Annotated in this window: 17 protein-coding genes; 3 read left to right on the top strand and 14 right to left on the bottom strand. The window is 63.9% G+C overall.

Features of this window, described 5'->3' with window-relative positions; genetic code table 11:
* A complete protein-coding gene (folX, locus tag N6L25_RS09705; protein WP_271979649.1) occupies positions 1–381 on the bottom strand; it encodes a dihydroneopterin triphosphate 2'-epimerase in 381 nt (126 codons plus the stop codon).
* 13 nt (positions 382–394) lie between these two features.
* Positions 395–961, bottom strand: a complete 567-nt coding sequence (folE, locus tag N6L25_RS09710; protein ID WP_271979651.1) for a GTP cyclohydrolase I FolE — start codon at positions 959–961, stop codon at positions 395–397.
* A 239-nt stretch (positions 962–1,200) separates the two neighbouring features.
* Between folE and N6L25_RS09715 the strand changes: the two genes are divergently transcribed.
* Complete coding sequence (locus N6L25_RS09715; protein ID WP_271979653.1) at positions 1,201–2,121, top strand: alpha/beta fold hydrolase; 921 nt, start codon at positions 1,201–1,203, stop codon at positions 2,119–2,121.
* Positions 2,122–2,145: 24 nt separating this feature from the next.
* On the opposite strand, the gene N6L25_RS09720 is transcribed toward N6L25_RS09715, so the two are convergent.
* Positions 2,146–3,171, bottom strand: coding sequence for a GGDEF domain-containing protein (locus N6L25_RS09720; protein ID WP_271979655.1), 1,026 nt, complete (start codon positions 3,169–3,171; stop codon positions 2,146–2,148).
* A gap of 59 nt (positions 3,172–3,230) precedes the next feature.
* The gene (locus tag N6L25_RS09725; protein ID WP_271979657.1) at positions 3,231–3,875 is read right to left on the bottom strand and encodes a TetR/AcrR family transcriptional regulator; all 645 of its coding nucleotides are present in this window, start codon (positions 3,873–3,875) and stop codon (positions 3,231–3,233) included.
* A 109-nt stretch (positions 3,876–3,984) separates the two neighbouring features.
* Here N6L25_RS09725 and N6L25_RS09730 point away from each other — a divergent pair, with 109 nt between their 5' ends.
* Positions 3,985–5,067 carry a patatin-like phospholipase family protein gene (locus N6L25_RS09730; RefSeq protein WP_271979660.1) on the top strand — a complete coding sequence of 361 codons (1,083 nt, stop codon included), beginning with the start codon at positions 3,985–3,987 and terminating at the stop codon, positions 5,065–5,067.
* A gap of 359 nt (positions 5,068–5,426) precedes the next feature.
* Here N6L25_RS09730 and arsJ read toward each other — a convergent pair whose 3' ends face one another.
* From arsJ to N6L25_RS09745, 3 genes are read right to left on the bottom strand one after another with little or no spacing between them, the layout of a single operon-like run.
* Entirely contained in the window at positions 5,427–6,635 is a 1,209-nt protein-coding gene (arsJ, locus tag N6L25_RS09735) for an organoarsenical effux MFS transporter ArsJ (protein WP_271979662.1), read from the bottom strand.
* A complete protein-coding gene (locus N6L25_RS09740) occupies positions 6,632–7,642 on the bottom strand; it encodes an ArsJ-associated glyceraldehyde-3-phosphate dehydrogenase (RefSeq protein ID WP_271979664.1) in 1,011 nt (336 codons plus the stop codon). Before N6L25_RS09740 ends, arsJ begins: the two co-directional genes overlap by 4 nt.
* Positions 7,639–8,421 carry a metalloregulator ArsR/SmtB family transcription factor gene (locus N6L25_RS09745; protein WP_271979666.1) on the bottom strand — a complete coding sequence of 261 codons (783 nt, stop codon included), beginning with the start codon at positions 8,419–8,421 and terminating at the stop codon, positions 7,639–7,641. The genes N6L25_RS09740 and N6L25_RS09745 overlap by 4 nt, the downstream gene beginning before the upstream one ends.
* 147 nt (positions 8,422–8,568) lie before the next feature.
* On the opposite strand from N6L25_RS09745, the gene N6L25_RS09750 reads away from it, so the two are divergent.
* On the top strand, positions 8,569–8,829 hold the full coding sequence (locus N6L25_RS09750) for a CDGSH iron-sulfur domain-containing protein (RefSeq protein WP_271979667.1): 261 nt from the start codon (positions 8,569–8,571) through the stop codon (positions 8,827–8,829).
* Between the two features lie 6 nt (positions 8,830–8,835).
* Here the strand turns inward: N6L25_RS09750 and N6L25_RS09755 are convergent, their stop codons facing one another.
* The 7 genes from N6L25_RS09755 to N6L25_RS09785 form a co-directional block, all read right to left on the bottom strand.
* Positions 8,836–10,269, bottom strand: a complete 1,434-nt coding sequence (locus N6L25_RS09755) for a PAS domain-containing protein (RefSeq protein ID WP_271979669.1) — start codon at positions 10,267–10,269, stop codon at positions 8,836–8,838.
* 87 nt (positions 10,270–10,356) lie between these two features.
* A complete protein-coding gene (gene znuB, locus N6L25_RS09760; RefSeq protein WP_271979671.1) occupies positions 10,357–11,169 on the bottom strand; it encodes a zinc ABC transporter permease subunit ZnuB in 813 nt (270 codons plus the stop codon).
* A complete protein-coding gene (znuC, locus tag N6L25_RS09765) occupies positions 11,156–11,941 on the bottom strand; it encodes a zinc ABC transporter ATP-binding protein ZnuC (RefSeq protein ID WP_271979673.1) in 786 nt (261 codons plus the stop codon). Before znuC ends, znuB begins: the two co-directional genes overlap by 14 nt.
* A complete protein-coding gene (locus tag N6L25_RS09770) occupies positions 11,934–12,413 on the bottom strand; it encodes a Fur family transcriptional regulator (protein WP_271979675.1) in 480 nt (159 codons plus the stop codon). Before N6L25_RS09770 ends, znuC begins: the two co-directional genes overlap by 8 nt.
* A 55-nt stretch (positions 12,414–12,468) precedes the next feature.
* Positions 12,469–12,939 carry a chemotaxis protein CheW gene (locus N6L25_RS09775; RefSeq protein ID WP_271979677.1) on the bottom strand — a complete coding sequence of 157 codons (471 nt, stop codon included), beginning with the start codon at positions 12,937–12,939 and terminating at the stop codon, positions 12,469–12,471.
* A gap of 11 nt (positions 12,940–12,950) precedes the next feature.
* Positions 12,951–14,003, bottom strand: a complete 1,053-nt coding sequence (locus N6L25_RS09780) for a chemotaxis protein CheB (RefSeq protein ID WP_271979679.1) — start codon at positions 14,001–14,003, stop codon at positions 12,951–12,953.
* Positions 14,003–21,904: an Hpt domain-containing protein gene (locus N6L25_RS09785; protein ID WP_271979681.1), complete on the bottom strand. Its 7,902-nt coding sequence runs from the start codon at positions 21,902–21,904 to the stop codon at positions 14,003–14,005. Before N6L25_RS09785 ends, N6L25_RS09780 begins: the two co-directional genes overlap by 1 nt.
* Between the last annotated feature and the right edge of the window lie 10 nt (positions 21,905–21,914).

Genomic DNA, 21,914 nt, shown 5'->3' on the forward strand with positions numbered 1-21,914 from the left:
TCAGGCGTCCCGGTTGGCTTCGAGCGTGACTGATACCGACTCGGCATAGCGCAGGGCGTGGGGCTTGTCGATTTCCACCTGTGCCCATTGCACCGGCTGGTGGTCCATGACGATGGCCAGCACCTCATGAGTCAGGCGTTCCAACAGCGCAAACCGGTTGCCATCGACGTGGCGAATGATCTGTTTGGTGATGGTACGGTAATTCAGCGCGGACTCAATGTCGTTGCGGTCGATGGCGTTGCCGGCATCGTAGCGCAGGCAGACGTTGATGCGAACATCCTGCTGGTTGTTGATCTCCTCATCCTTGATTCCGATGTAGGTTCGCAGTATCAGGTTCTTGATGCGAACGGTCGCCTGTCGGCTGTTATGGGGGGCGGCCATGGAAACTCCTGGTTCAGCGTCGATGGATCAGGGTCAGAAATTCGTTGCGGGTTGCCTGGGATGAGCGGAAGGAGCCGAGCATCATCGAGGTTTTCATCAATGAGTTCTGCTTTTCGACGCCGCGCATCATCATGCACATATGTTGCGCCTCGATCACCACGGCCACGCCACTGGCGTCGGTGACCTGTTCCACCGCCTCGGCAATTTCCCGGGTCAGGTTCTCCTGGATTTGCAGGCGCCGGGCGTACATGTCGACAATTCGGGCCAGTTTGGACAATCCCAGCACCTTGCCCTTGGGAATATAGGCAATGTGGCATTTACCGATGAACGGCAGCATGTGGTGTTCGCAGAGGCTGTACAGCTCAATGTCCTGAACCACGATCATCTCGTCCATGGAGGACTCGAAGATGGCGCCATTGACCAGTTCTTCCAGGGTCTGCTGGTAGCCCTTGGTGAGAAACTGCATCGCCTTGGCCGCCCGCAGCGGCGTGTTCGCCAGCCCCTCTCGCTGCGGGTCTTCGCCCAGCCGCTCGAGAATCTGTTGATAGTGAGTGCTCAGTGCTGTCAGGTCGTCGGCCATAGACTCATCGCTCGTTATTCGGTGTACCCGAGGAACGCTTTCGGAGCGCCCCTCGTCGATTACTTTATGCTAAACCGCGGCCAGGCTCCATGGCTCAACTTGATCGAGCGCAAATTATCCGGTTAATCATAACGTTATTTACGGTTTTGGCCTCAGCGAAGATGGTCGAATGGCGATCCATGAACTAAAGTAGCCAGCTATGCTGATGCAATCCGAGCAACGTGAGACAACATTCGACAATGGAACAGGTCAATCCCGCCGTGGCGGGTAATGTAAGGTCCCTTATCCGGCCGATGACCCTGGATGCCTGGCAGCAGGGTGGTAAGTGGTTCCGCTATGAGGGCCACGCCATTTTCTGCCGTATGGAAGGTCAGGGTGAGCCACTGGTGCTGATTCACGGCTACCCCACTGCCAGTTGGGACTGGAGCCGACTCTGGCCCATGCTGGCGCGGCACTATCGGGTTTTGGCCCTGGACATGCTAGGTTTTGGCTTCTCCGACAAGCCCCCTCGGCACAAGTACAGCATCGAGGATCAGGCCGATTTGCACCAGGGCTGGCTGGAGCAGATGGGTCTGAAACGGGTGCACCTGCTGGTCCATGACTACGGCTGTAGCGTGGCCCAGGAGCTGATGGCGCGGGAGCAGGAGGGTGAGTTGCCCTTTGCCATCGCCAGCGTCTGCTTTCTCAATGGCGCCCTGTTCCCGGAGGTGCACCGGCCGCTACTGATCCAGAAACTGCTCGGTGGTCCGATGGGCGGGTTGGTCAGTCGAGGCCTGTCGCGACGGCTGTTTGAAACCCAGTTCCGGCGCCTGTTTGGCGGTATGCGTTGGCCGTCCGTCCAGGAACTGGATCAGTTCTGGCAGCTGTTGACCTACAACAATGGCCGTGGCGTGTTGCACCGCTTGATCCGCTTCATGGAGGAGCGCCGGTGTCACCGCAATCGCTGGGTGGGGGCTCTGCAGCGGGCCGCGCAGCCGGTCCGGGTGATTTATGGGCGGGTCGATCCGATTTCAGGCGTGGCCATGGCCCGGCGTTTCAATGAAATGATACCGGACGCGGATTTGGTCGGGCTGCAGCGGGCGGGGCACTACCCCCATTATGAGGCACCAGAACTGGTGTTCGAGGCGTTCCAGGCCTTCCAGTCCCATCTCAAGAGCTAGTGTCCCGGCCGGTCAATTCGCTGCTCACTGCGGCCTTCCGGTAACACTCACCATCCGGTTGCGACCCTGCCGCTTGGCGCTGAACAGTGCCTGGTCGGCCCGGTTGAGCCAGGTGGACCAGGTTTCACCCTTGACCACTTCGGTGACTCCGGCACTGGCGGTGAGCGGGATGTCGTCCACGAATGGGGTCGCACTGATGTTACTCAACAGCTCCTGGGTCAGTTGTTCGGCGTCGCGCTGTCGGGTTTCCGGTAGCATCACCATAAACTCCTCGCCTCCGATGCGGAACAGCCGGTCACTCTCCCGCAGCCGTTTGCGGACGCGCAGCACCATTTCTTTCAGCACCCGATCACCGGCGACATGCCCCCATCGGTCGTTAATGTTCTTGAAATGATCCAGATCCAGCAGGACCAGGCTGGACACCCGTTCGTAACGCTCCCGCATCTGAATCTGGCTGTTGAGGAGATCGGCCAGCTGGGAGCGGTTGAGGCAGCCGGTGAGCGGGTCGGTGGTGGCCAGTCGGGTCAGTTCCTCCTTCAGCCGTCCCACCAGCCAGGCGAACACCATCACGAAGATGCAGGTGAGACCCAGCGAAAACGTGATGCGCCAAAAATCCTGGCGTGCAAAGGTCAGAAAGGTGATGGCGGCGATGGTGGTGACGAACAGGCTGCTGCTGGTGGCGGCTTGCCTGAGTGGCAGCAGGAAAAACGTCGCAGCGGCCGTCGGGTAGGCCCAGTAAAGACCGGCGTGGCCATTGATGAGCATGGAGTAGGCCGACGACATCATCGCCAACACCACAAACGCCCAGCCCTGGAGAAAATAGATCCGCCGCCAGCGCAGAAAACCGATCACCAGCACCGCGTTGATACAGAACGCCACCAGCAGTGACGACAGCAGGTAATTTTGCAGACGCCACTGCACCACCACCAGAGGCACCACCGCGATCAGCGCCCAGAAGTGTAGGTGGTAGATGATCCGCCGTCGGAAGCCGAGCACCACCAGGGTGGGATTGGTTGCGGATTGCTTGAGCGGCGAGGACAGAGAATCCACTGCTAGCTCCCTAGTGCCTTTGAATCAGTCTAGCATGGCCGCAAGGAGCGGCTAGGAAATTATCGGTCCGGGCTGTTAAAGCCGAGTCCGCCTTCGACATAGTCCACAAACTGGTGGAACAGTGTGGCATCGTCGGGGCGTATGTCGCCAAAGGGCGAGGTGGCCAGCAGATGGATCTCCGCGGCGCCGTGAATCAGATTCACCAGAGTGAATCCGAGCCGGAGCCGCAGGGTGGCGCGGTCGGTCTGTGGCAACACCCGATGCAGCTGGAGCTCGATCCGTTCCAGATCGGCCCGGAAGTGCTGGTTGAGCAGCCGGATCACCGGTTGGGTGTTGTCGGTGTGAAGGTGGGCCATGAACCGTAATGCCGCCGATCCCCAGGGCGGGGTGCCGGACAGTAGTGACAGGTAGGGCGCGCACATGGCCTTGACCACATCGCGCAGGGTTGGGCCTGGTGCCTGCTCAACTCCCTGAAAGGCACTCTCGAACTGGGGTTCGAGATAATCGGTGATCATCGTCAGAATGCCGTCAATGAGGCCCAGCCGGTTGCCAAAATGGTAGTGCGCGGCTGCCGAATTGCGAGTGCCCGACTCCGCGCTGATGGTGCGCAACGACACGCCATCGAGACCATGTGCGGCGAACAGCTCCAGGGCAGTGAGCAGAATCTTTTGACGGGTGGAATCGGGTTGGTGAATCGCAGACATAACGTTGAAGCCGGGAACGTGTCTTGCAAGCGTACCACAACAACGCTGCGACAAGTGGCCAGCGCCAGCGCGCTTGGTTACACTCGCGGGTCAACTCGGAGAACCTACTATGACCGCAATTCACACCCGGGCCCCGGCACTGACCGTGCGGGCAGGGCGTCGCGCTCTTGAACGCCTGCAAGCCAACCCGCTGAGGCCGCAAGATGTTCATGTCATTCCCGGCGCAGCGGGTGGCCCCAAGGCCCTGGGTCTGACCGGGCTGGACAAGGCCATTTTTGGTGACTGGCTACCGCAGGCGCCCCAGGAAAGGGCGCTGATCGGTTCGTCCATTGGCAGCTGGCGGTTTGCCGCGGTGGCATCGGGTGACGATCCCAAGGCCCAACTCACCAGGTTGGCGGAACTGTACACCGCCCAGCGCTTCGCCAAGGGGGTCAGTGCGGCCGAAGTCAGTCGCAAGAGTGTGCTGTTCCTGGAAGAGCTGCTGGCGGGACGCGAGGACTACCTGCTCAACCATCCCGATTATCGGCTCAACATCGTGGTTGTGCGGAGCCTGGGTTTGCTGCAGCACGATGGTCGCGGCCGGCTGGGGTTGGGGCTGATGAATGCCATCAGCGCCAACATGGTCAGTCGCCGGCATCTGGGCCGGTTTATGGAGCGGGGTATCATTCATGACCGCCGTTTGCCAACCCCGGTGGCCAAGCTGGTGGATTTTCCCAGCCACCAGGTGTCGTTGACCCGGGACAACCTGCTGCCGGCGCTGTTGGCGTCGGCGTCAATTCCGCTGGTGATGGCGGGTGTGCGTAATATTCCCGGCGCACCGGAAGGGGTCTATCGGGACGGCGGCCTGCTGGACTACCACCTGGATCTGCCCTACGAGCAGCCGGGCGTGGTGCTGTATCCCCACTTCACCGACAAGGTGATCCCCGGCTGGTTCGACAAGTCGCTGCCCTGGCGTCGCGGCGATGCCAACCGGCTGCAGGACGTGGTGCTGGTGGCGCCGTCGAAGGCCTACCTGGAGTCGCTACCGGACAGGAAGTTGCCGGACCGCAAGGACTTCGAGCGTTATCTGGGCGACGATGCCGGTCGCGAAAAGGCCTGGCGGGCGGCGGTGGCCGCCAGCGATCAGCTGGGGGATGAGTTCCTGGAGCTGGTGGAGAGCGGGCGGCTGAGGGATGTGTTGCAGCCGTTGTAACGTAAAGGCGGATTGAGTCTGATTTCGCCCAAGGACTGAGGGCCTTGAGGCGGCCGCCATTGGGTGAAGCTTTTCCAGACTCGCTGCGAGCACATCCATGTGCGCTTGGCTTCGGCCATCCCTGGCCTCAGACAGTCTGGAAAAGCTCCACCCAATACCGGCGTCAGCATCGTGCTGTTCTCCGGTGAGTCTGAGTCTTTGAGGGGCTGAGGAACTGCTGAGCGGCTAGAGCGGCGAGCGTGGCCAGGATCTCCCCCAGACCGTCTGTGGCCAGGGATGGCCACAGTCGAGCCCTACAGGGATGTACTTGCGGGCGTGTCTGGGGGAGATCCTGGTCACGATTGCCAGCCCCAGGGACATCAGGCCGGCGCCGTTGCCTTCTGCTCCGGCAACAACGCCGCAAACAGCGCGGCCACCGTCACCAATGCCGCTGAAATCCACAAACACGCCTCCAGCCCGTACTGTTGATACACCCAGCCGGACAGCACCGTCCCCAGCAGCCGCCCGGCGGCATTGGACATGTAGTAGAAGCCCACATCCAGCGACACCCCATCCTCGCGGGCATGGCTGACAATCAAATAGCTGTGCAGCGAAGAGTTGATGGCGAACAGACCCCCAAACACCAACAGACCTCCCACCAGGATGAGCGGTGCGGGCAGGTCGGTCATCAGGCCAACGGCGATCAGTGCCGGTACCGTCGCGAGTAGCGCCGCCCAAGCGACGATGGCCCGCCGGCCAGGGACAGCACCGTGGGAGCGGCCGGTCAGGGCGGGCGCGATGGTCTGGATGAAGCCGTAGCCGATGACCCACAGCGCCATGAAACCGCCCACGGTCCAGAAGTCCCAGCCGAACACCGTGTGCAGGTACACCGGCAACGCCACCACGAACCAGACATCGCGGGCGCCGAACAGGCACAGCCGGGCGGCGGACAACACGTTGATGGCCCGGCTCTTGGACAGCACATCGGTAAACCTGGGCTTGGCCCGGCTCTTACCCAGTTCCGCTTTCAGGAGTGCCAGACTGGCCAGCCAGACCAACACCAGGGCGCTGCCCATCAGTAATACCGCACCCTTGAATCCCGCCAACATCAGCAGTGCGCCGCCGAGGAAGAAACCCACCCCCTTGAGGGTGTTCTTGGAACCGGTCAGCAGCGCCACCCAACGATAGAGCCGGCCCTGGTGCGCCCCCGGCACCAGCAGCTTGATGCCGCTCTTGGCGGACAGCTTGTTGAGGTCCTTGGCGATGCCGGACAGCGCCTGGGCGGCCATCACCCAGGGCACGGTCAGCATCGTGGCGGGCACCGCCAGCATCGCCAGTGCCACCACCTGCAACAGCAGGCCCAGATTCATGGTCCGATTCAGCCCCAGACGGGCACCCAGGTAGCCGCCCACCAAATTGGTCACCACCCCGAACAACTCGTAGAACACGAACAGCAGGGCGATCTCCAGCGGCGAGTAACCGAGCTGGTGGAAATGCAGCACCACCAGCATCCGCAAGGCGCCGTCGGTGAGGGTGAAGGCCCAGTAGTTGCCGGTGATGACCAGGTACTGGCGAACCTCCGGGCTCATGCGTCGGCGGCCCCTACCTTGCGCACCAGTTCCACGGTGCGGTTGGCGTAGCCCCACTCGTTGTCGTACCAGGCGTAGAGTTTTACCTGGGTGCCGTTGACCACCAGGGTGGAGAGGGCGTCGATAATGGCCGAGCGCGGGTCGGTCTGATAGTCAATGGAGACCAGTGGTCGCTCCTCGTAACCCAGGATACCGCTGAGCTCGCCCTCGGCGGCTTCCCGCAGCAAGCGGTTGACGGTGTCGCGGTCGGTGGCGGTGGCCACCTCGAACACGCAATCGGTCAACGAGGCGTTGGTCAGCGGTACGCGCACGGCATGGCCATCCAGCCGTCCCTTGAGCTCGGGGAAGATCTCGACGATGGCGGTGGCGGAGCCGGTGGAGGTGGGAATGAGCGAACTGCCACAGGCCCGGGCCCGACGCAGGTCCTTATGAGGGGCGTCGATGATGGTCTGGGTGTTGGTGAGGCTGTGGATGGTGGTGATGGAGCCGTGCCGGATGCCCAGCCGCTCGTGAATCACCTTGATCACCGGCGCCAGGCAGTTGGTCGTGCAGGAGGCGGCGGTGACGATGCGGTGCTGGCCGGGATCGAACTCCTGGTCGTTGACCCCCATGACGATGTTCTTGACGCCGGCTTCCTTGACCGGGGCGGTGACCACCACCCGGTTGACCCCCTGCGCCAAAAAGTCGTTCAGCAGCGCTACCTTACGCATCTTGCCACTGGCCTCAATGACCACGTCGCAGGCGGACCAGTCAGTGTCGGCGATGGCGCTGTTGGTGGTGACGACAATGCGTTGCCCGGCAACGACCAGGTGGTCGCCGTCGGCTTCGACGTCGTGGTGCCAGCGGCCGTGGACGCTGTCGAAGTTCAGCAGATGGGCGAGGGTCTCGGCCCCGGCGCCGGGATCGTTGATGGCCACGAATTCCAGGTCCGGCCAGTCGAAGGCGGCCCGCAGTGCCAGCCGGCCCATACGGCCAAAGCCGTTGATACCCACTTTGATGGTGCTCATGATTCAGTCTCCGTGGTACAGCGATCTTCGGGGCGGACGGCCAGCGCCGCCAGGCGTTCGATCATTGGGGTCAGGTTGTCGCCGTTGGCAGCGGCGGTGTGTGCGAGCACCTCATGAAGCCAGTGTGGCAGCGCCGGGTGGAGCCGGTAGTAGACCCACTGGCCACGGCGCTCGTCCGCGACCAGCGCCTGTTCCCGTAATTGCGCCAGGAACCGGCTGATCCGTGGCTGGGATAGCTGCAAGGCGGAGGTCAGATCGCACACGCACAGTTCGCCCTGGCGTTGGAGCAGGTGCATGATGGCCAGCCGGTTGTCGTCGCCGAGCAGTTTGAACACGCTCGCCGGGTGATGATGCAGCGGGATGGCCGGGGCCTTCTGATGCACCGTCACGAACAGTTTGAGCCGCTCGCGCAGTTCACTCATCACCCTGGCAAACGCAGCGAGGCGATGGGTGGTGGCCGGATCGGGAAAATCCCAGGCGATGCGCTGCCCGGACGTCGCCAGGGTCTGGCATTCCAGAGCGGCCTTGTCACACAGGGCGATGACATAATCCCAGTGCTGATCGGCCACCTCACTGAGCGGTTTACTGCGCAGGCCGTCGGTATCGATGCCGGCCTCGGCCAGGCATTGCAGGGCCAGCGGGTGCGGTGCGGTGGGTTGGCTGCCGGCGCTGGCGACCAGGTACTGATCGCCCGCCATAGTCGTTAGCAGGGCCTCGGCCATCAGGGATCGGGCGCTGTTGGCAGAACAGACAAACAGCACGCGGCGGCGTTCAGACATGGGGATGCTCTCATGTAATGAAAATGGCGTTTACGGAACGGCGCATAACGAAAAAGGAATATAATGATAAGGGCATATGCTTGGTTGCACAATACCCCCACGCGGAAGCTGGCTATACTGCTGGGTGACCAGAAGGAGGTAATTCGTATGTCTGAAACGGCCCAGCCCCAAATTGCCCGTACCACTCCCTGTTCCGTCTTGGTCGAAGCGGGCAAGGACTATTTCTGGTGTGCCTGCGGGCGCAGCGGAAACCAGCCGTTTTGCGACGGTTCCCACAAAGGCAGTGGCTTGCGGCCCGTACGCTTCAGTGCGGAAAAAACGGAATGGATCTGGTTTTGCGCCTGCAAGCAGACCGCCACGCCACCGTTTTGTGACGGCAGCCACAAGCGCCTATCGGCCGGCAGTTAGCGCCGCTCAGTGTCTGGGCAGGGCGCTGATGCGATAACCGACACAGCCGTGTACCGGATTGGCCAACGCCTTTAGCCGCAATGACACCGGCAATGGCGGTGCGTTGTTGCCCTGCAGCTCCAGGTCGATCCGGGCAAAGCCGCGCTCTTCCCGCGAGGCCTTCAGCGTGGCCAGGAAATTATCCCGGTAAGGCGGCGTCACCAGTTCATCGAACCGCTGATTGACCATCTCGGCAGGGGCCTGGTCCAGCAATTCCGCGACCTGGTCAGAGATAAAGCCAATCCGCAGCTGTTCGTCCACTTCCGCAATAAAACCGCCCGCCAGCCCGATCAGGTCCCGGCTGCGTTGCCCGCTTTCTTCCAGCGCCTGGTGCAGAATGGTTTTTTCCACCTCCAGGTTGGCGAAATTCTGCGCCAGCTGGAGTTGCTCGTTCTGGCACTGGCGCAGTGTCTGCCTGAGCTGCCATCCGCGGACGATGGGCCAGCACAACAGCAGTGAAACCAGCAGCGCAAAGCCCAGTCCTGACCACCACAGTTGTTGGCGCAACCCGGCGCTGGCCCGGCCGAACAGGTTGCGGGTCGGCACGCTGGCCAGCATCCAATAGCGGTCGCCGATGGCCACCTCGGTCCGCAGGGCCTGGTCCGCCATCGGTTCGCCCTCCACCAGCTGCTGGTACAACGGGGTCTTGGTGTGTTGGCTGAGGTCATGCACGGTGAGCTGGATGTCCGGGCTGTAATAGCCGCCGTACAAGGCTCCTAGCCAGCGCTCCGGCGGGAACGACAGGCTCAGCAGTTCGTTGCGGGTGACCGGCAGAAACAGCCGAATCAGTTGATCGCTGCCGGTACCGAGCGCCACCGCACGCGCCGGCGTCGCGGTCACCGTCTGCTGCCGGTGTGCGCCGGCCAGGGCTTGCTGCCAGTGGGGCACCGAGGTGGCCAGCAGTCCCATGCCCACTCCGGGCTCACCGATGCCGTCCCGGCCCAGGCTCCATTGGACGATCAGGTCGCCGGGCCGTGGCTCTACGGGCTCGGCGGCCGGATTCTCACCCCAGCGATGAAACTGGCTGGCTCCAGAGTGAGGTGCGGGGATACCGACTTCGGTATCGGGCCCGCGGTGCTCCGGCACCCGGCGGATCAATTCCACGCTTTGCAGCATGGGGTGGCGCGCCATCAAGGCACTGGCCCGGCCTCGGAACTGGCTGACATCCTGCAGCGGACTGGCGACCAGCAAGCGGCTGCTTTCCAGCAGGAGGACGCGTTGGGTCTCCAGCAAGGTGGCCAGCGCCCGCTGCCGTACCGCCAGCATCTGCCCGGCCTGGGCCTGGACACTGTCGGCGGCGAGCTTGGTGTTGCGCCAGGTCAAGCCCAGGCCCAGCACCAGCAGTAACAGGGGCAGCCAGAACAGTACGAGGAATCGGCCTGATGGCCTGGGCAGGGGCATGGTGGTCTCCGGCGGTGGCGGGCAGGTTCAGGGGCCCGGCGGTCTCAGATTCACTTTAGACCACCGCTGGGGAGTTGGGAAAGCGGCTCAGCTGTGGGGCCGCCTTACCATGCCGTAGACCAGCAGGAACAGGCCGAAGGCGGTCACCACCACCGAGGGCCCGGCGGGGCTGTCGCCGTACCAGGACAGGCTCAGACCGCCGGCCACCGACACCATGCCGAGGACCACCGCCAGCAAGACCATGTGCTCCGGGGTGCGTGCCAGGCGCCGGGCGGTTGCCGCCGGTATGATCAGCAGCGCGGTAATCAGCAGCACGCCGACAATCTTCATGGCCACCGCGATGACCAGCGAGAACATCAGCATCAGCAACAAGCGCAGGCGTTCCACCGGAAAGCCCTCCACGCGGGCGAGTTCTTCGTGAATGGTGGCCATCAGCAGCCCCCGCCACAGCTTGAACAGCAACGCCAGGATGACCGCCGCGCCACCGTAGATCCAGGCCAGGTCGTCACGGCTCATGGCCAGCAGGTCGCCGAACAGGTAGCCACTGAGATCGACCCGCACTTCCGGCATGAAGCTCAGGGTGACCAGGCCAATGGCCAGGGCGCTGTGGGCGAGAATGCCCAGCAGGGTGTCGGTGGCCAGGGTGCGGCTGCGGGCCAGCACCACCAGAATCAGTGCGAGAGCGACACAGGTGCCGGCAATGGTCAGGTTGAGCGGCAGCTGCAGCAGAAAGCCCAGGGCGATGCCCAGCAGGGCGGAATGGGCGAGGGTGTCGCCAAAGTAGGCCATCCGGCGCCAGACCACGAAACAGCCCAGTGGTCCGGCGACCAGGGCGACACCCAGGCCGCCGATCAGTGCGCGCCAAAAGAAATCGCCGAGTACGGAGTCAATGAACGCCATGGTGGTCGCAGTCCTCATGGCCAGCGGAATCGCCTGCGGCGCCGACCACGTCGCCGTGGAGGTTGTGCTGGTGATTGTGATGGTGGTGGTACACGGCCAGGCTCTCAGCGACCCGCTGACCGAAGGTTTCGATAAAGGCGGGGTCGGTGGAGATGTCCGCCGGATGGCCGCTACAGCAGACGTGCTGATTCAGGCAGATAACCCGGTCAGTGGCCGCCATGACCAGGTGCAGATCGTGGGAAATCATGATCACCCCGCAGTTGAGCCGGTCGCGCAAGCCACGAATCAGCTCGTACAGCGCGGCCTGGCCATTGATATCGACGCCCTGGGCCGGTTCGTCGAGCACCAGCAGGTCCGGTTTCCGGGCCAGCGCGCGGGCGATCAGCAAACGCTGTTTCTCGCCGCCGGACAGGTGATGTACCGAGGCCCCGAACAGGTGGGCGACACCGGTCTGGGCGAGGGCCTCGCGACACGCCGACTCCGGTTCACCGGTCAGCATCAGGAAGCGACGTACGCTGAGTGGCAAGGTTGGCTGCAGGATCAGGTGCTGTGGCACGTAGCCGATGCGGGCACCGGGTTGGCGCCAGATATCGCCGCTGCTCACTTTCTGGATGCCGAGTACCGCCTTGATCAGCGTGGTCTTGCCGGCGCCATTGGGGCCGATGATGGTGACGATGTCGCCGCGGTTGACCGTCAGGTTGATCCGGTCGACCACCGGCGGGCCATCGAAGCGCACCGACACGTCGTTGAGGGTGACCAGTCGTTCAGTCATGGCGGCAATTGGGGCACTGGCCCGCGATCTCGATGGTGGTTTCTTCGGGGGTGAACGCCTGCGCCGCCGCGGCCTCACGGACCGCGTCGGCCACGCTCGGTGCGGCCAGTTCGAGGGCATTGCGGCAACTGCGGCAGATCAGGAACACGCTGGTGTGATGTTCGCCGGCGTGGGTGCAACCGATGAAGGCGTTGAGTGAGGCGATGCGATGCACCAGTCCGTATTGCAACAGAAAATCGAGCGCCCGGTACACCGTGGGCGGTGCCGCATTGTGGCCATCTTCAGCCAGGGCGGCGAGCACATCGTAGGCCCCGAGTGGCTTGTGGGATTGCCAGATCAGCTCCAGCACCCGCTCCCGGGTGGGGGTCAGGCGGGCGTTCTGCGCCTTGCAGACGGCGCGGGCGCCGGCCAGTGCCTGCTGGACGCAGGCCGCATGGTTATGGGGGCGGTAGGGCAATGCCTTGCTGGACATGTGGCCATGGTCACGGTGAAAATTTGCAACATTATAACATTCGCCCGGGCGGGCGTCACCGTGCTCTGTCAGTGCCGGCTTCCAGGGCCAGCGACTCCAGGTACTCAAGATCGGGAATGCAGGCGGTTTCGCCTTCGACGTCCACCAGCATCAGGTCGGCGGGGCCGGTTTCGCCCTCGAAGCGGCGAATTTGCTCTTCGGCCAACCGGGTCTGGCTGGGGATGCCCTGGGTCAGCAGCGCCAGAAACGGCAACTCGTTGTGGTGTTGGCCAATGCTGTTCAACACCGCGATGCGGCCGCGATTGGCGGCCGGGGCGGCGGCGCTGCCATTGGCGGCGTCGTAAGAGATGACCGGGAGCTGCAGGCCGCGCCAGTTGAGATCGCCGACCAGCCACGCGGGTGCCTCGGTCCGGGGTTCCACGGCGGCGCGGTCGACGATTTCCGCCACCGAAACGTTGGGTAACAGCAGGTGGCGATCGTGCATCGGGATCAGCACGCAGGGCAGGAGTTGGCTGCTCTCATTCATCATTCGGTTCCTCAGGCAGGATTCCGTTGCTGACGGTTCTTCAGCAAACAGGATTCCTCGATGGTTTTGACAAGTTCGCTGGCCAATTGCCGTGGCGTGCCGGTGAAGCTGACGCAGCCGGTCTTGGCCACCGAGTCCGGCATCGAGCTGTTGGCGCAGCTGGCGCTGTCCTGAACCCAGATTCGGCTGCCATAGGCCCGTAACAGCGGCGCGGCGATGGCGCCGTCATTGCCCATGCCGGAAAACAGGATGGCGTGGCTGCGAGCCCCGTAGTGCTCGCCGACGTTCAGCAGCACCTGGTCGATGGAGGGGCCATAAGGCCCCGGCCAGGGGTTGGCCTGTTCCTCCAGAGCACCGTCTTTGGCCAGGGTCCATTCGTGCTCCACCGGCAGCAACACCACGTCACCGTTGGCCACCTGCAGTCCGGGGGTGGCGTGCCGGAGCTGGTAATGGGCGTGCCGGCCCAGTACCCGGGTCAGTACATCGGTGAAATTGCCGTCGATGTGCTGAGCGTAGATGAAGCCCACGGGCAGGCCGGGCGGCAGGTGGTCGAGAAACTCCTTCACCGCCGCGGGTCCGCCCAGCGATGCGCCCAGAATCCAGACCTCATCGGCGGGCGCGTCCGGTGCCGCTGGCGGAATCCAGCGCGGCAGGCCGGGAGCGGCGTCGGCCTCCGGCAGTCGTACCGCCAACTGTTCCAGGTCGGCTTCGGTGTCCAGTTCTTCGAGCACACCCAGGTGGCGTTCCAACTTGTCCTGCAGCCGCCGTTCCCAGCGGATGTAGTCGGTGCTGCCGGGCTTGGGGGCGCTATCGAGCCCGAACAGTACCGGTGCGTCGGTGCCTTCGAGCAGGTGTTCAAACAGCGCCGCCTGATCGGTTTCGTCCTGCAGGGTGACTAGCCAGAGTCGGGCTTCGGGTAGTTGCCGGTAGCCCAGTAGGCGCTCCGGATCACCGCTAAAGCAGCCTTCCAGCCCGAATCGGGCGATGGCCTCCTGCAACCGGTGACGCTGCAGGACATCGTCAGACACGATACCGACCGATGGCCGCCCCGTTGTTGCCGGCATCAGCGATTACCGGCTAACCGTTCAATGGTGGCCAACAATTGCGACTCCTGGAACGGCTTGCCCAGATACTCGTTGACGCCGATGGACAGCGCCCGCTCGCGGTGCTTCTGACCGGTCCGCGAGGTGATCATGCAAATGGGGGTGTCCCTCAGGCTGCTGTCGTGGCGCACGAAACTGGCCACTTCGAAGCCATCCATTCGTGGCATCTCGATGTCCAGCAGGATGACGTCCGGGCGGTGATCCTGCAATTGCGCCACGGCGTCGAGGCCGTCTTTGGCGGTCACCACTTCCATGCCGTTGCGTTCCAGCAGGCGGGAGGTGACCTTGCGCACGGTGACTGAGTCGTCCACCACCATCACCACGGTGGGACGGGCCTCCCGGCGCAAGGTCTCCTGGCTGCTGGCCTGGTCGGCCAGGCGCTGGCGTTCGGACAGGATGTCGGACCGGATCATCGCCGGCAGGTCAAGAATCACCACCACGTTACCATCACCCAGGATGGTGGCGCCGGAGACGCCGCGAACCGAGCTGAACTGGGGGCCGAGGGATTTCACCACGATTTCGCGGCTGCCCATCAGGCTGTCCACTTGCAGCGCCATGGGCTGCTCGGAGCCCCGGACCAGAATGACCGGTAGCGGCAGTGCCTGGCCCTGGAGCTTGGGATGATGATCGCTGTGCAACAGGCTGCCCAGGTACTGCAGCCGGTATTGCTGGCCGGCGTACTCATACAACGGCGCATCCGGCTGGTAGTACTCCTCCAGCTCGTAGGTGCTGACCCGCACGATGCCCTCAATGGTGTTCAGCGGGATGGCGTAGAAGTCTTCGCCGGTGGACACCATCAGCGCCCGGTTGACCGACACCGTGAACGGCAGCCGCAGCGTGAACGTGGTGCCGTGGCCCAGGGTCGAATCGATATCCAGGCTGCCACCGAGCTGTTTGATTTCGCTGGCCACCACGTCCATGCCGACACCACGACCGGAGATCTGGGTGACCTGCTGGGCAGTGGAGAAGCCGGGCTGGAGGATGAACTGCAGCACTTCGCGATCACTGAGTTCCTCGTCCTCGCGCAGCATGCCCTGGCGAATGGCCTTGTCGCGGATGACCTGTGACGGAATGCCGGCGCCGTCATCCATCATCCGCAGTACCACGTCGCCCCCTTCCCGGGTCAGTGACAGCGTCACCTCACCGGTTTCCGGCTTGCCGGATTGGCGGCGAACCTCGGGCTGTTCGATGCCGTGATCGAGGGCGTTGCGCAACATGTGTTCGAGCGGCGCGATCATCCGTTCCAGAATGTTGCGATCCATCTCGCCTTCCGGGTTACGGACGTCGAAGTCCACCTTCTTGCCCAGTTCGCCGCTGATCTGACGGACGATCCTTCGCAGCCTCGGCACCATGGAGGCGAATGGAATCATCCGGGTTTTCATCAGCCCCTCTTGCAGCTCGGTGTTGATCCGGGATTGCTGCACCAACAGGGTCTCGGTATCCCGCACCCGGTCCGTCAGGGTCTCCCGCAAGTCGGCAAGATCCGAGGCGGATTCGCCCAGGGCGCGCGACAGCTGCTGGATCGAGGAGTAACGGTCCATCTCCAGGGGGTCGAAATCTTCGCCGTAATCGGGGCCATGCTCGCGTTCGGCACGGAACAGAATCTGGGCTTCGGTTTCGATGTCCATGCGCCGCAGCTGTTCCCGCAAACGCTCGATGGTGGCCGCCATCTCCTCAAGGGTGTGGCCGAAGTCGCTGCTCTGCTGCTCCAGGCGGCCGCGGGTGATACTGGTTTCGCCGGCCAGGTTCACCAGCTCATCCAGCAGCGGCGCGCTGACTCGAATCGACTCCTGGGTGGGCGTCCGTCCGGCGCCGGCCTTCTTGCTCGCCGGTTTGGCTTGGTCGGCCTTGGGCGGCACGGATTCGGGCGGCACCGAGGGTGTCGGTGCCGACGGTTCCGGTTTGCTCACCGGGGCGGCCACCGTTGGCTCCGCGGGCGCAGCCTGCGGTGTCGGCGGTTGTGCCGGCGCGGCCGTCTCGGTGCTGGCCTCGAATTGCTGGCGCACGGTGGCGACGCTGGTCACCAGGGTGTCGTAGTCGGCGGTGATGGCTTGCCAGGCGGCCTCGTCCGGGGCATTGCCACCGAGATCGATGAGCCGGGTTTCGAGGCCATGGGCCTGGTCACCCAGGGCGGTCAGCTGTGACAGCCGAGCGCCGCCCTTGAGGGTGTGCAGGGCGCGTTGGGCTTCCCGGTTGAAAGGGTGGTTGTCCGGTTCCTTGCGCCAGTCTGCGAGCAACTGTTCGAGCTGATCCAGCAGTTCCCGGGCTTCTTCCAGGAAAATTTCGATCACCTCGGCGTCCACCGGTTCGGCGCTGGGCTCGTGGTCGTCCACGACCTCGCCCGGGGCTGCTTTGGTGATCTGGCTGAACTCCTCGATCAACGCCGAGGCCGGGCTCAGTGGTTCGCCGGTTTCCAGGGTGCTCAGCATGCGCTGTACCGCCTGGCTGGCCTGATCACTCAGCTTGAGCACCTGCTGCTGCATGGGGCTGCCGGCGATGAGGCGATCCAGGGCGGTAATCCAGGCGTCCGCCAGGTCGGCGACGGCATCGACGTCGGCCAGGCGAGCGCCGCCCTTGAGGGTGTGCAGCTCCTGCTGCAGCTGGGTGATACCCGCCAGTTCCTCCGGGTCTTCCCGCCACTGCGCCAGGCACTCCTCGATGGCCTCATGGATTTCCAGACCCTCGTCGAGGAAGATGCCAATCAGATCCTCGGTGATGGGGGCTGCGGCCGGTTCCTCGGGGTGGGCTGGCGCCTCTGCGCCGGCCGGTGCGGTGAGAGCGGCCTTGACCTCCGCCACCAGCTCGTCTGCCGCTGGGCAGGGCTTCTGGGTGGCCACTTGCTCGACCATCTGTGCCAGCCGGTCATGGCAGCCAAACAGCAGGTTGATCATGGCCGGGGAGGCCGCCAGCTGACCTTCGGCGAGTTTCTCGAACAGGTCTTCCAGCACGTGGGTGAGATCGCCTATGGCGTCAACACCCGCCATGCGTGCGCCCCCCTTGAGGGTGTGCACGTCACGCTGGAGTTCGGCGGCAATCTCGCGGTTGTCCGGCGCTTCGCTCCAGGTGTGCAGCGAACTGCCGGTAGAGTTGATCAGGTCGTAGGCTTCTTCGAGGAAAATGCCCACCAGTTCCGGGTCCAGGTCGGCCAGCTCCAGGGCGTGAACGGCCGGTTCGCTGGCTGCGACCCTGGGCTCGGTTTCGGTCTCAGGTTCCGCCGCGGTTTCAGCCTCAGGGACGATGGCGCCAGTGTCGCTGTCGGCGCTGGCTTCAACCTCGGGTTCGGACTCGTCGGGAGCTGACTCGAACGCGGGTGCGTCAACAAGTGCCGCCTGCAGCGCCTGCACCATCTCGGGCACGGCCAGGCACTCACCGGTATCGGCAATGCTCTCGATCATGGCGGCGAGCTGGTCGTGGGCCTGCAGTGCCAAGTCGGTGCGGGCACCGGTAGCGGCCAGCCGGCCATCGGCGATGCGTTCGAACAGGGTTTCCATCTCATGGGCAATGTCGGCCACCGGCGCAATCTCCGCCATGCGGGCGCCACCCTTGAGGGTGTGCAGCTCCCGCTGCAGCTCCTTGACCAGATCTGGTTGGTTCGGATTTTCCTGCCACTGGTGGAGCTGTTCGGCGGTGGTGTTGATGATCTCGCCGGCCTCCTCCAGGAAGATCTCCGCCAGCTCGGGATCCAGCGCCTCGGTGCTGACACTGGCGGGCTCCCGGTCCGGTCCACTGGGGGCGACTTGTTCCGCCGGTGTTGGCTGATGGACTTCGGTCACCGGCCGGCTGCCGCTGGCCGCTGCGGCATAGGCTTGAATCTCGCCGATCAGATCCGGTGCGGGCCGTAAGGGGTGCTGTTGTTCGAGGGATTCGACCATGCTCACGAGCCGGTCGTGACAGCGGAACAGCAGGTCTGACAAGGGCTCGGTGATGGCCAGGCGCTGCTCGCTGAGGCCTTCGAGTAAGGTTTCCAGTTCATGGGCGAGGTCACCGAGGGCGCCGAAGTCCGCCAGCCGTGCGCCGCCCTTGAGGGTGTGCAGATCCCGCTGCAGCAATCGCAGCAGGTCGGTATTGTCTGGCGTCTCGCTCCAGCTCTGCAGGGCCTCGACGGTGCTGTCGATCAGTTCCCGGGCTTCCTCCAGGAAGATGTCCACCAGCGCCTGATCGTCGTCTTCGTGCTCGGCCTCGGACACCTCCGCCACCGGCAGCTCCGTCTCCGGCTCCTGGTCGCCGGCGAGCTCCTGATCGAGACTGAAATCGATGACCTCGAGATCGCCGCTGAACTCCTCGCTGAAGGCATCGGGCCGTGGCACTGCGGCGTAGCGTTCGGCCAGCGCCTGCAGCTGTTGGATCACGGCCTCGTCAGCGGCTGTGGACAGGCCGGCGGCAATCTGATCCATCATGTTGATCAGGTGCTCATGGCCGGCCTTGGCAGTGCTAAAGGTGTCGTGGTCGGGATCCGCGCCGCTGCTCCGGATGGCGTCGTAGAGCTCAACCAGCTCGGCGGCCAGCTCGGCAACGTCCGGCAGCCCGGCTTGTTGCGCGCCGTCGTTGAGCTGCTGGAGTTCCGGCACCAGGGTATCGAGTTGCTCCCGTTGTGACGGTTGCTGAGCCCAGCGATCGAGGATCTGCTCGGCATCGAGCAGAGTGTCCAGCCCGCTGTTGAGAAACAGTTGCACCAGCTGCGGGTCGGTTTGCGGTTTGGCCGCGCTGGAAGCCGTGCCGGCGCGGTTGCCGAGGGTCCGTGCCGCCAGCGTGGCCAGGCGTTCGAGAAACTGGTCAGTGCCGGCCAGGTCGGCTTGCGGGTTTTCGCGTATCTGGCCCAGCCCCTGGGAGACGAACCCGCAGGCGTCGCGAATCAGACCGAGGGCGTCCTGATCGGCACGCAGGCCGACGGCCCGGGCATCCTTGACGTAGTGCTCCAGCGGTGCGATGACCTTGGCAATGGGGTCGATGGACGCCGTGTGGGCGCTGCCCTTGAGGGTGTGCAAGGCGCGGGAGACATCGTCGGTGTAGGCCACCGAGGTCTTGTCGCTGGCGTGACGGAGGTAGGTTTCGAGGGTTTGCAGGTGAGTTTCGGTTTCGCTCTCGAAAATGTCCAGCAACACTGGGTCCACCAGCTCGTCCCCGGCCAGCGAATCGGTCGCCAGTTCCGGCTCGACATCGGCCTTGAGCATGGTGGCGGCATCGGGAATCTCGCCATTGGCGAGCGCGTTGGCGCGAGCCTCAAGAGCTGCGGTGTCGAGGCTCGACGGCTGTCGCTGCTGAAAATCGTTGACCAGCGCCGGCAGTACGCCGGTGACGTCGTCCAGCAGTGCCGCGACGTCGTCGTTCATCAGGATGGTGCCGTCGATCACCCGGTTGAGCATGTTCTCGATGGCCCAGGCCAGCTCCCCGATCACCTCTGCGCCCACCATCCGGCCGCTGCCCTTGAGGGTGTGGAAGGCGCGCCGTACTTCGGTCAGCGCGCTGCGATCGTCATGCTGGCGAAGCAGCATGGGCAAGTATCCACGGATGGTGTCGAGGACCTCACCGGCTTCCTCGACGAAGATTTCCAGAATCTCGTCGTCGATCAGATCGTCAAGCTCGTCATCCATCGCTGCCGTTTCGCTGGCGGCGACGGCGTCCGCCTGCATGGACGTGTCGGGTTCGGCGTCGGCGCTGGCCGCTTCGCCGGTCACCTTGCTGGTGGTGGCCAGAGCTTCGGCCCGGGCAACCAGTTCGTCCACCGGGCTGTCGGCAACACCCTGGCGAAAGTCCCCTATCAGCTCGGGAATGCGTAAGTTGCTCGCATCCACCAGCGCAAAGATGTCGTCATTGAGTTTGACGGTTTGATCGATGACCCGGTTGAGCAGGTTCTCCACCGCCCAGGCCAGCTCGCCCAGGCTGCTGGCGCCGACCAGACGGCCACTGCCCTTGAGGGTGTGGAAGGCACGGCGCACTTCGGTGAGCGCCTCGTGATCGTCGTGCTGGTGCTGCAGCCGGGGGTAGTAGTCGTGAATGGTCTGCAGGACCTCTTCGGCTTCTTCGATGAAGATGTCGAGAATTTCGTCGTCCAGCAGCTCGGCATCGGAAACCTTGGTGGCGGTATCCTGGGGCGCCAGGGACGAGCTGGCCGGGGCCGTTGCGTCAGCGGCGGTATCGTCGGAGGCCGACCAGGTCGGTTCGGCGCCGGCCGGAAAGCCCAGGTTCGCCAGGCTGTCGGTGGCAACCTGGAGAATGCTGTCACTGCTGCCGGAGTCTTCCGCCAGCCGTTCCAGGTAATACTCGATGCTGGTGATGGCATCGGCCAGGGCGTCCAGTTGCTTCCAGTCCGGGACTTGTTGAGCGTCCAGCAGGACTTCGGAGATGTATCGTTCGGCAGCGGTCAGCAGGGCGGCCACCCGCTCCAGCGGCACCAGGCTGAGGCCACCGCAGATGCTGTGCAACAGGCCGGGTACATGCTCAATTTCGCGCTGGTCCCACTGCGAGGCGATGAAATTGACGATGGCGGTCTTGACCTGTTCAAGGGTATTGCGGGATTCCCTCAGCAGGGCACTGTTGGCCTGGCTCAGCTCCTGGCTGCTGAAGTCAGGGCCTGCGGGGGGCTCGCCGCTGGTGGACGGTTGCCGCTGATCGTTCTCCAGTCCGGCCAGGCTGGCTTCCACGTAGAGCAGGGCGCCGGCAATATCCATCAACGTGCCGTCATCCACCGCCTCGGCCTGACGGCTGAGTTTGCCCACCAGTTCGATCTGTTCGGTCACCACCTGACGCGGTATGCCCAGGCCCAGCACGGCGAGGGTGTTGGCAACCTGGCGCAGGCCCGGTAGCAGCTCCTCGAGTTCGTCGTTCTGGCGGAATTCCGCCCGCACAAACAGGTCGAGCTGATCCTTGAGCTTGGCCAGCTCTTCGTTCAGTGCCGCCACCACGGACTGAATGGCTTCTTTGCCCGGTCCGGCCACGCGGCTGCGGGCCTCCGACACGTCGGCATCCGAGGGCAGCGCCTGGTCCAGTTTATACAGGGTTCGCAATTCCCGCACATAGGGGCTGTCCAGGTCCCGGGCCCTGGCCACGTAGTACAGCAAATGCTTGAAGAGGGCTTCGGGGATGTCCTGCTGCAGGATGTCAACGTGCTCGTCGATCAGCCGGCGCAATTCGCTGTCGAGATTGCGCAGGATCGACTTGACCGCGGTGTTTACCGGGTTGTCGCCACTTTGCAGCGACTCCACAAACCCGCCCGCGGCGCGCCAGAACTGCTCCCGGGGCGTGCCCTGACACAGCTTGATCAGGCGTAGCACCACCTTCTGCAGGTAGTCGAAGTGGGCCCGCAGGTCGTCTTCCCGGACGATGCCGGCGAGGGCAAACTGGTACATCTGACGCAGCTTGCGCAGGTGACCGAGCACCTTGGGGTCCTGGAGTCGTTGCGAAGCGGCGGGGGTCGGTGAGATCTGGGCTGACGTCAGGTCGGGCTTGAACACGGAAGTGTCGGACAGCAGCGATTCCCCGCGGGCGGCCCGCAAGTCGTTGAGCAGCGGCAGCAATACCAGCGGGAAGTCGTCCTTGCTGGTGCCCAGGTGCTCCAGGTACTGGGGCAGCTGCAGTATGGCCTGCATCAGCACTTCGATGGCGTCGTCGGTGTTGGCGACGGACTCGTTGAGCAGCGCCTGGGTGAGCTTCTCCATCTCTTCGGTGAGCAGGGCTGCACCGTAGAGTTCGACCATCTGCAGGGTGCCGTGGATCTGGTGGAGATAGTTCAGGCAGAAGCGCAGGCGGGCGCTGTCGTCGCGATTCTCGACATACGCCTCCAGTGCCTGCTGACCCTGAATCAGCGTGTCTTGTATTTCTCCGCGCACCCAGTCCAGGGCGATACTGTCATGGTGATTGCCCATAACCACTCCG

It is taken from the genome of Marinobacter sp. SS21, from assembly GCF_028369065.1.
Taxonomy (GTDB): domain Bacteria; phylum Pseudomonadota; class Gammaproteobacteria; order Pseudomonadales; family Oleiphilaceae; genus Marinobacter.

Coding starts and splice junctions, on each gene's coding strand:
- arsJ (WP_271979662.1), bottom strand. CDS start 6,635: ATGAGCCCGGAGGTTCGCCAGTACCTGGTCATCACCGGCAACTACTGG.
- N6L25_RS09750 (WP_271979667.1), top strand. CDS start 8,569: ATGTCTGAAACGGCCCAGCCCCAAATTGCCCGTACCACTCCCTGTTCC.
- N6L25_RS09730 (WP_271979660.1), top strand. CDS start 3,985: ATGACCGCAATTCACACCCGGGCCCCGGCACTGACCGTGCGGGCAGGG.
- N6L25_RS09780 (WP_271979679.1), bottom strand. CDS start 14,003: ATGCCGGCAACAACGGGGCGGCCATCGGTCGGTATCGTGTCTGACGAT.
- znuB (WP_271979671.1), bottom strand. CDS start 11,169: ATGGCGTTCATTGACTCCGTACTCGGCGATTTCTTTTGGCGCGCACTG.
- folE (WP_271979651.1), bottom strand. CDS start 961: ATGGCCGACGACCTGACAGCACTGAGCACTCACTATCAACAGATTCTC.
- N6L25_RS09715 (WP_271979653.1), top strand. CDS start 1,201: ATGGAACAGGTCAATCCCGCCGTGGCGGGTAATGTAAGGTCCCTTATC.
- N6L25_RS09740 (WP_271979664.1), bottom strand. CDS start 7,642: ATGAGCACCATCAAAGTGGGTATCAACGGCTTTGGCCGTATGGGCCGG.
- N6L25_RS09745 (WP_271979666.1), bottom strand. CDS start 8,421: ATGTCTGAACGCCGCCGCGTGCTGTTTGTCTGTTCTGCCAACAGCGCC.
- N6L25_RS09785 (WP_271979681.1), bottom strand. CDS start 21,904: ATGGGCAATCACCATGACAGTATCGCCCTGGACTGGGTGCGCGGAGAA.
- N6L25_RS09755 (WP_271979669.1), bottom strand. CDS start 10,269: ATGCCCCTGCCCAGGCCATCAGGCCGATTCCTCGTACTGTTCTGGCTG.
- folX (WP_271979649.1), bottom strand. CDS start 381: ATGGCCGCCCCCCATAACAGCCGACAGGCGACCGTTCGCATCAAGAAC.
- znuC (WP_271979673.1), bottom strand. CDS start 11,941: ATGACTGAACGACTGGTCACCCTCAACGACGTGTCGGTGCGCTTCGAT.
- N6L25_RS09775 (WP_271979677.1), bottom strand. CDS start 12,939: ATGAATGAGAGCAGCCAACTCCTGCCCTGCGTGCTGATCCCGATGCAC.
- N6L25_RS09725 (WP_271979657.1), bottom strand. CDS start 3,875: ATGTCTGCGATTCACCAACCCGATTCCACCCGTCAAAAGATTCTGCTC.
- N6L25_RS09770 (WP_271979675.1), bottom strand. CDS start 12,413: ATGTCCAGCAAGGCATTGCCCTACCGCCCCCATAACCATGCGGCCTGC.